12 protein-coding genes and 1 pseudogene are annotated in these 11,833 nt (G+C 44.1%); 12 read left to right on the forward strand and 1 reads right to left on the reverse strand.

Going from position 1 to position 11,833, the window contains the following annotated elements; translation table 11 throughout:
• From ACEWB7_RS08335 to der, 12 genes and pseudogenes are all read left to right on the forward strand, one after another.
• Positions 1-102 (forward strand): annotated as a pseudogene (locus ACEWB7_RS08335) (IS5/IS1182 family transposase); the annotation flags it as partial.
• A 788-nt stretch (positions 103-890) separates the two neighbouring features.
• Positions 891-1,442, forward strand: a complete 552-nt coding sequence (locus ACEWB7_RS08340; protein ID WP_004782094.1) for a phosphatase PAP2 family protein — start codon at positions 891-893, stop codon at positions 1,440-1,442.
• Positions 1,443-1,530: 88 nt separating this feature from the next.
• Complete coding sequence (iscX, locus tag ACEWB7_RS08345) at positions 1,531-1,731, forward strand: Fe-S cluster assembly protein IscX (RefSeq protein ID WP_005232138.1); 201 nt, start codon at positions 1,531-1,533, stop codon at positions 1,729-1,731.
• 110 nt (positions 1,732-1,841) lie between these two features.
• The gene (gene ndk, locus ACEWB7_RS08350) at positions 1,842-2,273 is read left to right on the forward strand and encodes a nucleoside-diphosphate kinase (protein ID WP_004782097.1); all 432 of its coding nucleotides are present in this window, start codon (positions 1,842-1,844) and stop codon (positions 2,271-2,273) included.
• Between the two features lie 121 nt (positions 2,274-2,394).
• Positions 2,395-3,630, forward strand: a complete 1,236-nt coding sequence (gene rlmN / locus ACEWB7_RS08355) for a 23S rRNA (adenine(2503)-C(2))-methyltransferase RlmN (protein WP_005232136.1) — start codon at positions 2,395-2,397, stop codon at positions 3,628-3,630.
• A 41-nt stretch (positions 3,631-3,671) separates the two neighbouring features.
• Positions 3,672-4,445, forward strand: coding sequence for a type IV pilus biogenesis/stability protein PilW (pilW, locus tag ACEWB7_RS08360; protein ID WP_373683619.1), 774 nt, complete (start codon positions 3,672-3,674; stop codon positions 4,443-4,445).
• Positions 4,436-5,221, forward strand: coding sequence for a helix-turn-helix domain-containing protein (locus tag ACEWB7_RS08365; protein ID WP_034703520.1), 786 nt, complete (start codon positions 4,436-4,438; stop codon positions 5,219-5,221). Before pilW ends, ACEWB7_RS08365 begins: the two co-directional genes overlap by 10 nt.
• Before the next feature lie 23 nt (positions 5,222-5,244).
• Positions 5,245-6,366 carry a flavodoxin-dependent (E)-4-hydroxy-3-methylbut-2-enyl-diphosphate synthase gene (gene ispG / locus ACEWB7_RS08370; protein WP_004782104.1) on the forward strand — a complete coding sequence of 374 codons (1,122 nt, stop codon included), beginning with the start codon at positions 5,245-5,247 and terminating at the stop codon, positions 6,364-6,366.
• 3 nt (positions 6,367-6,369) lie between these two features.
• Entirely contained in the window at positions 6,370-7,665 is a 1,296-nt protein-coding gene (gene hisS, locus ACEWB7_RS08375) for a histidine--tRNA ligase (protein ID WP_411580579.1), read from the forward strand.
• 30 nt (positions 7,666-7,695) lie between these two features.
• Positions 7,696-8,394 carry a YfgM family protein gene (locus tag ACEWB7_RS08380; RefSeq protein WP_411580580.1) on the forward strand — a complete coding sequence of 233 codons (699 nt, stop codon included), beginning with the start codon at positions 7,696-7,698 and terminating at the stop codon, positions 8,392-8,394.
• Positions 8,391-9,539 (forward strand): outer membrane protein assembly factor BamB, encoded by a 1,149-nt coding sequence (gene bamB, locus ACEWB7_RS08385; protein WP_411580582.1) that lies wholly within the window; start codon positions 8,391-8,393, stop codon positions 9,537-9,539. The genes ACEWB7_RS08380 and bamB overlap by 4 nt, the downstream gene beginning before the upstream one ends.
• A 176-nt stretch (positions 9,540-9,715) precedes the next feature.
• Positions 9,716-11,128 (forward strand): ribosome biogenesis GTPase Der, encoded by a 1,413-nt coding sequence (gene der / locus ACEWB7_RS08390; RefSeq protein WP_004782108.1) that lies wholly within the window; start codon positions 9,716-9,718, stop codon positions 11,126-11,128.
• Positions 11,129-11,181: 53 nt separating this feature from the next.
• Here der and ACEWB7_RS08395 read toward each other — a convergent pair whose 3' ends face one another.
• Entirely contained in the window at positions 11,182-11,751 is a 570-nt protein-coding gene (locus tag ACEWB7_RS08395) for a hypothetical protein (protein ID WP_411580583.1), read from the reverse strand.
• Positions 11,752-11,833 lie beyond the last annotated feature (82 nt).

An 11,833-nucleotide genomic window follows, 5' to 3' on the forward strand; every position in this document is an offset into this window, starting at 1 on the left:
GCAAGGAGTTTTGATAGCCAAGTGAATGAGATCCATGCACGTGTAGCAGTCCTTAACAGATTTACGGAATTAGGTCGACCACTTACCCAAGTTACGCCTTAAATTTGGCTCAATTAGGGGCGCTTTGTATTTCAAATCTTTGTGCAACAAAGCCGAAGAATAGTATAAAAGCTAACCCATATTTTTTTATTTTAGTTCCGGCCAAAAGAAGTAAAGCAATTTCTAATCAATTTGAAAATTATATCTTTCTTTAAATATTAAAAAATCAATTCATAAAACAGTCACACCTTAATTTCATACTTGATCAAAAGTATGGATAGTTATATCTCATTAACTTTTAAATGCTTGGGAATAACCAAATTTTGAGCAAGAGCAAGGCAAGGACCGGCTTCCAGATACATTTTCACCAAAGTCTTAGGCGTTATAACTGCACTATACTCGAAGCACATTCGATCTTTCTCAGGTTTTGTTAAAGGCTAGATAATTAATCTCAAAGAATGAATTGAATGTAGTGATCCAGACTTATTTCAATAAATATCAGTACACATAAATCATCTATTAACAATTCAAGGATTGGTCGGATTGAAAGGTTAGAAAATATAGTGCAGGAGGCGATGGCCAGCGGTGGAGCAGTGATCGCTAATGATCATGGACGTACTGATTTACAGGTGCAACATGATTGGACAGGTTGGCTGAGTAGGTTGAGATAGTGGCAAGAATTCATCTGTTAGATGTCTGAATTAAGCGATTTATAACGATTACAGAAGGATGTAGGCATTAAGAAACTAAAAAGGTGAATGGCGATTATCTCATGTGTCAATTTGAACAAGCTCTATTTTTCAGTCGTGCAAAACCTGAAATACAGGGCATAAAACAATAAGAGCTCTACAATGAAATTTCAGAATGCAAAACTAAAATTTTTAGAAATTGATTTAAAAGGCTGTATTTATCTTAATCATTTTTCACATTCAGAACGCATTGCAGCTTTTTTCAAAATCATTAGCCGGTTGGGCAATGGCGTATTCTGGTATTTGATGCTCATTGCCGTCTGGCTGATTCAGGGTTTGATGTATACCTTGCAGATTGTTTATCTGGTGTTTGGCAGTATGGTCGGAACTCTGATTTATAAACTTCTAAAAACCAAAACAGTACGTCCACGTCCTTATCAGGTTCATCAGGTGATTCGGCTCTGTGAGCATCCGCTGGATCATTTTAGTTTTCCTTCGGGACATACCTTGCATGCAGTGATGGTGACCATTGTGCTGGGCTATATCGTACCTTTTTTGCTGTTTTTAATGTTGCCATTTGCCATTCTGGTCGCGATCTCCCGAATGGTTTTAGGCTTGCATTATCCAAGTGATGTGGCGGTAGGAGCCATATTGGGCGCGCTGGTGGCCACCATGATTGTATTTACGGCACCTTTTTTTAATATCATGTTGTAAAAAATCACGAGATGATCCGGCAAAGACTCGCAGAATTTTGCAGATTTGCTAAAGTACTACATCACAGTAAATAGGCTTAGGAATAGACATGGGTTTACGTTGGACAGATACCCTCGATATCGCGATTGAATTGTATGAAGCGCATCCAGACGTGGATCCGCAATGGGTTCGCTTTACCGACCTGCATGCCTGGGTATGTGCACTTCCTGATTTTGAAGACGATCCAACCAAATCAACCGAAGGGCTTCTGGAAGCTATTCAAATGGCATGGATTGACGAAGCACGTTAATTGCCAGTTTGAAAAAAGCAATTTTTTTACAGTTTAAAGGCAGAAAAAAGTCCATTATTCGGTATAATGCGGCAAATTTTCATGTCAACAATTGACTTAAGGAGCCAATCATGGCTATTGAACGTACATTATCTATCGTAAAACCAGACGCAGTTGCTAAAAACCACATCGGTGACATCTTTGCTCGTTTCGAAAAAGCAGGTCTTAAAATCGTTGCGACTAAAATGAAACACCTGACTCAAGCTGAAGCTGAAGGCTTCTACGCTGAGCACAAAGAACGTGGTTTCTTCGGTGACCTAGTTGCATTCATGACTTCTGGTCCAGTTGTTGTTTCAGTTCTTGAAGGCGAAAACGCTGTTCTTGCTCACCGTGACATCCTTGGCGCGACTAACCCTAAAGAAGCTGCTCCTGGTACAATCCGTGCAGACTTCGCTGTAAGCATCGACGAAAACGCTGCTCACGGTTCTGACTCTGTAGCATCTGCTGACCGCGAAATTAACTACTTCTTCGCGCAAACTGAGATTGCTCCACGTACTCGTTAATACGCAGTATTCAAACCAGATAAGTGTTATTATACTTATCTGGTTTTTTTATTCTCTGAATAATTCTTTGCTCAGATATTGAGCTTCTCCTTTCATCTTTAGACATGGTTTAGGTATACACATGAGTACTGAAGTGGTCGCTACATCAGCAGTTTCTGATGCACAGCAACAATCTCCGTCCACTCCTGCACAGCAAAATTCTGTGGAAAAAGTGAACTTACTAGGCATGTCACGTCCGCAAATGGAAAAATTCTTCGAAGATATGGGCGAGAAGAAGTTCCGTGCCGGTCAGGTGATGAAATGGATTCATCAGTATTTCGTGACTGATTTTGCCGAGATGACCAATATCTCGGGCAAGCTGCGTGAAAAACTCGAAAAGATTTGTGAAATTAAAGCGCCAGAAGTGGTGCATAAAAACTATTCCAAAGACGGTACCCGTAAATGGGTGTTCCGTGTCGGTGATGGTGACGGTTCTCTGGTTGAAACCGTGTTGATTCCGGCAGAAGACAAAACCGGCTCACGTAAGACCCTGTGCATTTCTTCACAAGTGGGCTGTGCCCTAGACTGTTCATTCTGTTCAACCGGTAAGCAAGGTTTCCAGCGTGACCTGACTCAAGCTGAAATCATCGGTCAGTTGTGGATGGCCAACTATTCCTATATGGAAGAAGTGCCTGTGGCTGAGCGTGAGCGTTCAGTGACCAACGTGGTGATGATGGGTATGGGCGAGCCATTGCTGAACTATGACGCTGTATTAAATTCTATGCGCATTATGCTGGACGATTTTGCTTATGGCATGTCTAAACGCCGCGTGACGCTTTCAACGTCTGGTGTCGTGCCGAAAATTGACCAGTTGGCCCAAGATATTGATGTGGCTTTGGCGATCTCATTACACGCAACCAATGATGAACTGCGTAATGAACTGGTGCCAATCAATAAAAAATATCCGCTAGAGCAGCTTATTGCCGCTTGTCAGCGTTATATCACTAAAGATGGTAATGAAAGTGCGCGTAAGCACGTAACCATCGAATACGTAATGCTGGATGGCGTAAATGACAAGCCTGAACATGCCCAGCAGATGATCAAGCTGCTCAAAGATCTGCCAAGCAAGATTAACCTGATTCCATTTAACCCGTTCCCGCATGCGCCATATGGCCGTTCAAGCCGTAACCGGATTATTTCTTTCCAAAAAACTTTGTCTGATGCCGGTTTTGTGTGTACGATTCGTCAGACACGTGGTGATGATATCGACGCTGCGTGTGGACAACTGGTAGGACAAGTTGCTGACCGTACCCGTCGTGCGGAACAGTGGAAAAAGAAAATTGCGCAGTCCAATGAGATTATGCGCTCACAAGGATAACAAGAGGTCGCCAATTGAGTAGTCTGACATCTAAACTTGCTTTGGTTTCAGTAGTATGTGGGTCTTTGGTTTTAACTGCGTGTCAAACGCCAGATCTAGGTCAGAAGGATCCGGAAAAAGCCACCAAGGTTCGTACTCAGTTGGCGGTTGAATATCTTAAAAACGGTGATCTGGATTCAGCCAAACGTGCGCTGGATCAGGCACTGGAAACTAATCCGCGTGATTCGCAAGCCAATATGATGATGGGGGTGCTGCTTCAGCAGGAAGGCAGTAAACCTAATCTTGAAAAAGCCGAAGGTTATTTCAAGCGTGCAATTTCGGCAGATCCAAAGAATGCCCAGGCACGAAATAACTACGGCACCTATTTATATCAGCTTGAGCGCTATAAAGATGCGATTGAGCAGTTCGAAATTGCTGGCGCAACTTTAGGTTATGACCAGCGATTTCGTGCCCTTGAAAATATGGGGCGGATTTACCTGAAACAGGGGGATCTGGCGAATGCTGAAAAATCATTCAAACAGGCACTACAGGCTAATCGCGCTTCGTATATATCAATGTTAGAGTTGGCAGAAATTTTTTATCTGAACCAGCAGTTCCCGGCCGCGACTCAAATGTATGAACAGTTTGTACGTGGCGTGGGGCAGAAAAACCAGAGTGCCCGTGCGCTCTGGATTGGCATTCGCACTGCGCGTGCCAGTGGCGATCAGTTAGGCATGCAGGTATTGGTCAATCAATTACGTGCATTGTTCCCTGAAAGCCCGGAATACCAACGTTATTTGCAATTACAGTACAGTACTGAGGCCGTATGGAAGTAAATCCTAATTCAGATTCGAATAATTCGAGCGTAGCTCCAAACGCGTTAGGAAATGTTCAGCGTCCAGGCGAGTACTTACGCAAGATTCGTATTAATCAGCAACGTGAGCTTGAAGACGTTGCCAAAGAACTCAATATTCCGGTAAAGACCCTGAATGCCTTGGAAAAGGATGATTATAAATCCTTGCCTGAAGCAACCTTTATCAAGGGCTATTACCGCACCTATGCCAAATATCTCGGTGTCGATGCATCTAGCCTGATTCAGCGTTTTGATGAAATTTATGCCAATGATACCGGTATGGTTGCAACGCATGCCCTGAAAGATTCTCCAATCAAGATCATGGGTAAATTGCCAGGTTCAAAGCGTGATCGTAACCGCAAATGGTTAAAGCGTGGCCTGATTGCACTGGTTGTGGTGCTGATCTTGGGTGCACTGGTCGCGATGATTCAGAACTGGTCAGAGAGCAGCGAGAATAGTGCCGAAGTTGCGGACACCTCTTCTGATGTCGAAATTTTAAATCTGGATGCGGGTGCTGCCATGTCCGGTGATCAGCTCAAGCTTGATTTTAGCCGTCCGACCTCTGTGCATATTGTAGATGCAGGCGGTAACGTGCTGGCCACTGGCCGTCAGGCATCTACTTTAGAGCTGAACGGTGAAGCGCCATTCCAGATCCGACTGGATGATGCGACAGCAGTATCACTCAGTTTAAATAATGAAAGTATTGCATTGTCACCTTATACGGTTAACGGAAAAGCAGATTTCCGTTTATCACGTTAATGGTGAGCATATAGGGCGAAATCATGATCGTAAATCCAATTCAGCGCCGTCCAACACGTAAAATCCGTGTCGGTTCTGTCTATGTCGGTGGTGATGCACCGATCACTGTTCAGTCAATGACCAATACTGAAACCTGCGATGTCGCAGCAACTGTTGCTCAAATTCAGCGTTGTGTGGATGCAGGCGCAGACATCATGCGTGTCTCTGTTCCAAGTATGGAAGCAGCGGCTGCATTTGGTGAAATCCGTAAGCAAGTTGACGTACCACTGGTCGCAGATATTCACTTCGACTATAAAATTGCGCTGGCTGTTGCTGATCTGGGTGCAGACTGTCTGCGTATTAACCCGGGGAATATCGGTTCAGAAGCCAAGATTCGTGAAGTCGTGGCAGCAGCACGTCATAACGACATTTCTATGCGGATTGGCGTGAATGCCGGTTCACTGGAAAAAGATATCCAGAAAAAATATGGCGAGCCAACAGGTGAAGCACTGCTGGAATCTGCGATGCGTCATATCGACATTCTGGATCGTCTGAATTTCCATGAATTCAAAGTATCGGTCAAAGCATCAAATGTGTTTTTGACTATGGATGCTTATCGTCTGCTGTCTAAACAGATTGATAATCCATTGCATCTCGGTGTGACTGAAGCAGGCGTATATCGTACCGGTTCAGTAAAATCAGCGATTGCTTTGGGTGGTCTGCTGATGGAAGGCATTGGCGATACCATGCGTATTTCTCTGGCAGCTGAGCCTGAAGAAGAAATCAAGATCGGTTTTGATATCTTGAAATCGCTGGGCCTTCGTTCTAACGGAATTAACTTCATTGCCTGCCCAAGCTGTTCACGTCAGGAATTTAACGTGATTAAAGTGATGCAGACCCTTGAGGAACGCCTGGAAGATGTTCGTGTTCCGATGGATGTGTCTGTGATTGGCTGTAAAGTGAATGGTCCGGGTGAAGCCAAAGAAGCCGATATTGGTGTAGTAGGTGCAAGTCCGCGCTCACTGGTGTATCGTAATGGTGAAAAGAGCCATTTAATCGATACCAATCAACTGGTTGATGAAATCGAATCAATGGTTCGTCAACGTGTTTCCGAGCTTGAAGAAGCCAAATCAAAAGAAATTATTCGCACAAGTTTTTCTGAGTAGATCATGAGTTCAATCGTCGCAATCAAAGGTTTTAATGACATTCTCCCAACGCAAACCCCAGCTTGGAGACGTCTTGAACAGCATCTGTCAGGTCTGATGGATGCCTATGGCTATCAACAGATTCGTTTGCCGATGGTTGAGCAGACCAATCTGTTTAAACGTTCGATCGGTGATGCCACAGATATCGTTGAAAAAGAAATGTACACCTTCCTGGACAAAGGTAATCCGCCTGAGTCTCTGACTTTACGTCCTGAGGGTACAGCAGGCTGTGTACGTGCGATGCTGGAACATAACCTGCTTCGCGGTGCGACCCCGAAAGTCTGGTATATCGGACCGATGTTCCGTTATGAAAAACCACAAAAAGGCCGTTATCGTCAGTTCCACCAGTTTGGCGTGGAAACCTTTGGTGTGGCAACGCCTGATCAAGATGCAGAACTGATCTTGATGACCGCACGTCTATGGAAACGTATGGGCGTTGCTGACAAAGTTCAACTTGAACTGAATACATTGGGCGAGTCTGACGAACGTGCGAATTACCGTGCGGCACTGGTAGAGTTCCTGCAGGCGCATAAAGCAGATCTGGATGAAGACTCTCAGCGCCGTCTGACGACTAATCCACTGCGTATTCTGGATTCCAAAGATGCCAAAACACAAAGCATCTTGGAAAATGCGCCTAAACTGCATGACTTTATGGGCGAAGAAACACTTGCGCATTTCAACCAGTTACAACAATACCTGACTGATGCTGGTATTAACTTCATGATCAATCAGAAACTGGTGCGTGGTCTGGATTATTACAACAAAACCGTATTTGAATGGACTACGACTCATTTGGGTTCGCAAGGTACTGTATGTGCCGGTGGTCGTTATGACGGCTTAGTCGGTCAATTGAAAGGCAAAGCGGATCAATCTGTGCCTGCAGTTGGTTTCGCGATGGGGATGGAGCGTTTATTGCTTCTACTGGAACAGGTTGAAGACAATACTCCAGTACGTGATTGCGAAGTATTCCTGGTTGCTGATCCTGCTTCTCAGGGTAAAGCACTGGTATTGGCTGAACAGATTCGTGATCAATTGGAAGCTGCAGGCAGTAACATTCGCCTGAAAGTCGGCTCTCAAGGTTCAATGAAATCGCAAATGAAAAAAGCCGATCAGGCCGGTGCTTTATATGCAGCCATTATCGGTGAGCGTGAACTTGAAGCACAAAGCTTTACGGTGAAAGAGCTGGCGACTGCAGAGCAATCTACTGTGCCATTTGCTGACTTTGTCGCATTTTTCAGTACTAAAATTTCTTCAAAATAATCGATAAAACATTAGGAAAAAGGTAATCGCATGAGCGCAATGACTGATGATGAACAACTTGAAAGTTTAAAATCCTTCACGAAGAAGTATGGTTCTTCGATCATTATCGGGATTCTGGTTGCGCTGATTGCCTTTTTCGGATGGGAATATTGGCAGAAGAAAAACCTGGCGGAATCGCAAATGCAGACCGCCAAGGTTCAGCAATTGATGGATGAAGCGCAGACCGCAGACGGTGATGCTTTTGCCAAGCTGTCTGAAACTGCAGACAAGATTGTCAAAGAAGCACCGGATTCAGCCCAAGCGATTCAAACCCAGTTGGTCATGGCGAAACTGGCTTATGACAAGCAGGACTATGCTGCCGCTGAGAGAGCACTACAAAAAGTTGAAAACTCTAAAGTTGACGATAAAGGCCTGGTTCAGGTCGTTAAATTGCGTCTGGCTTATGCACAATTAGCACAGAAAAAATATGATGCAGCTCTGAAAACTTTAGATGCAGTGACTGAACCAGCATTTAAAGCAACAGCGGATGAAGCACGTGGCGATATCTATGTTGCCAAAAATGATATTGAAAATGCCAAAAAAGTATATCAAAGTGCATGGGATGCTTTGATTGAACGTAAAGAAGAACGTCAAATTTTACAAATTAAGCTCGAAAGCGTAGGCGTGTTGGTCGATGACCCGGAAATCGAACGCCCAATTATAGAAACACAAGTGGAAGAAGCTGAATGAACAGAACATATAAAATCACCTGTGCTTTAACTGTTTTAACTCTTGCACTCGCTGGCTGTGCGGGTAAGACCAATAAAGTACCAGAAGTAAAACCGAATCCACTTCCAAAAATCAGTCAGACTAAAACACTTGTTCCTGTATTTTCGACCAGTGTTTCTTCAACAGAGAAGGCTGATCCGCTACGTTTACGTCTGGATGCGGATAACGGAGTCGTATTTGCGATCGACCCTAAGGGTGAAGTCACTGCTTTTAATGGCAAGCAGCGCCTGTGGCAGAAAAAAGTCAGCAAAGATACTTTAAGCTCTGGCGTTGAAGCCGCTGATGGGATCGTGGTGGTTGGCAGCAATAAAGGCCAATTGATCGCGCTAGATCAGCAGACTGGCGAACAACGCTGGACTGCACAATTAACTGGTGCCATCTTGGCGCCTTCACTAATTCATGCAGGTCACGTAATTACTGTTACCAATGACGGTACTGTATATGCCCACGAAGTGGCTTCAGGCGCTCAGGTCTGGACCTATGATTTACCGAATGTCCAGTTTAGCCTGCGTGGCATGGCGGCTCCGGTGCCTTTAGACGCGCGTAATGTATTGATTGCGACTTCAAATGCTTATATTTATGCAATCGATGCCTTAAGTGGCGTGCCTAAATTACAGCGTCGTGTTGCGATCTCGGATGGTCGTTCGGACATTCAGCGTTTGATCGATATTGACGGTGATCCTGTCGTAGCAGGTCAGTTTATTGTGACCACCAGCTATCAAGGTCAGGTGACTGTATTTGATCTGGCTTCACAACAGGTGATCTGGAGTGAAGATGCCAGCAGTATCCAGCGTCCGGAAGTGGTTGGTAATGGTGTCTTTGTTGCCCAAACCGACGGTAAAATCAGCGCTTATGAAATTACCACTGGTCAGCCTTTATGGGAAAATGACCAGTTGTTGAATCGTCAGTTGAGCAATCCAGTAATGTTGGGAACTGAACTTGTCGTAGGTGATTTAGACGGGGTATTGCACCTGCTGGATCCATCAACAGGGCAGATTATTGGCCGTGCTAAAACTTCTGGTGAAGTGCGTCATTTACGCGTAATTGACAACCAGCTCTATGTTTCTACACGCAAGGGTGCATTAAGCATCTGGCAGAATCGTTAATTTTTGTTTGGCTTATGCTAAAATAAACCAACCGTATTTTTTACGCGGGGTGATTGAATGTTCAATGCCCCGTGTTTTTATTTATTTTAGGCTTTAATCCTATTCCCTTTTTCTTCCAAAACTTTCTGATGTTCAGGCCATTTTTAGACAGCCTGATATTGAATAAAGGTTAATCTATGAAACCCGTAATTGCGCTCATTGGTCGTCCGAACGTCGGAAAATCAACTCTGTTTAACCAGATAACCAAGAGCCGTGACGCATTGGTGGCAGACTTTGCAGGTCTGACACGCGACCGTAAATATGGCGATGCGATCTATCAAAACAAATCTTTCATTGTTGTGGATACTGGTGGTATCGGTGAAAATGAAGGCGGTATTGACTCCTATATGGCTGAGCAGTCTAAAACTGCGATCCATGAAGCTGACATGATCATTTTTGTGGTCGATGCACGTGCCGGACTTCTGGCATCTGATGAACAGATTGCTCGTGAACTGCGTACTTTAGGTAAAAAGGTTTTCCTTGTAGCCAACAAAGTTGATGGCGTGCATGCCGAAGCTGCTTTGGTCGAGTTTTATAAACTCGGTATGGGCGAGCCTATGCAGGTTGCTGCTAGCCACGGCCGTGGTGTACAGCAAATGCTGGAAGAAGTACTTGAAGATGTGCCTGAAGATGAAAGTCCGGAAGAACATGACAAGAATACTGGTCTACGTCTTGCAATTATTGGTCGTCCAAACGTAGGTAAATCGACACTAGTAAACCGTCTATTGGGTGAAGAGCGTGTTGTAGCGTTTGACCAGCCAGGAACGACGCGTGACTCAATCTATATTCCTTTTGAGCGTGATGGTCGTCAATACACTTTGATCGATACCGCTGGGGTACGCCGTAAAGGTAAGGTTGATGAAATGATTGAGAAATTCTCAATCGTGAAAACCTTGCAGGCGATGAAAGATGCGCACGTAGTGGTGATCGTGGTGGATGCCCGTGAAGGCATTGTAGAGCAGGATTTGCACCTGATCGGTTATGCATTGGAAGCTGGCCGTGCCATGGTGATTGCGATCAATAAATGGGACAACATGTCCGAATATGATCGTAAACAATGTAAGCTCGATGTGGAGCGTCGTTTTGACTTTATTCCTTGGGCGAAAATCCATTTGATTTCTGCGCTACACGGTACAGGTGTCGGTGAGATGTATCCATCGATTCACCGTGCTTATGATTCTTCACATCTGAAAGTATCACCAGCGAAGTTGACCCAGATCCTGAATGATGCCACTGAAGCACACCAACCGCCTACTGTACAAGGTCGTCGTATTAAGATGCGTTATGCGCATATGGGCGGACAGAATCCACCGACTATCGTGGTTCATGGTAATAAAGTAGATAAGACACCTGCAGATTATCGCCGTTACCTGGAAAACGTATTTCGTAAAGTGTACAAACTTGAAGGTACACCAGTAAAAATTGAATTTAAAACTTCAGAGAATCCGTTTGAAGGCCGCAAGTCACAACTGGATGAACGTACTGCTGCGCGTCGCCGTCGTTATGTACAGAAATTCAAAAAAGCCGAGAAAAAATTTAAACGTGGTTAATTGCCATATTTAAATAAAAAGCCTGCGAAAGCAGGCTTTTTTTTATTCATATTTTAGATTGAGCATTTTTTTGCTTTTTGATAAATACGGATATTTTCAAGATTAGCTAAAGCTACGTCAGCATCGGCTTGAGAAGCAGCAATATTATTTTGATTATTATTACCAGTAAAAGCATTGGTAATTTCAGTTGCGCGCGCAACTGTTTGTGATTGACCTGCAAAAGCAGATAGTGCACCACTTGCAATGCCTGCCAATTTAGAAACAGGATTATTGGCTTGAGCATTCGCTTGGTTGAGTGCATTTTGACTTGCCTCTAAGGTGCGTTCAAAGCTGCGCGCTTCTACTGCCAAATCTGTACAATCTAATCCTTTTAAGTATGTTGTTGAGTAGACACCGTTATTTTGATTTGAAGCATTATTATAATTAGAAGCATAAGCACGGTCTGCACGTGCAACAGCAGCATTCGCCTGTGCGCGGCTACGCTCCATATTTGCTTCAGCCTGATCCATGATTGCGCCGTTTCTAGCTCCCATAACTGCAGTAGCAGCTTCTAGCCAGGAGCCAGCTTGTGTTGAAAATGATAGTAAAGCAATTGTCGTACTGAGTATGATTCGCTTAAACATATGACCCTCTGTTTTTCTATGTATAAAATTGTAGTTGGATTGTAACTATTTTTTATTCGATTAAAAATAGCTTGAAAGCTCA

Source organism: Acinetobacter sp. NIOH-H-8 (assembly GCF_046635365.1).
GTDB lineage: Bacteria > Pseudomonadota > Gammaproteobacteria > Pseudomonadales > Moraxellaceae > Acinetobacter.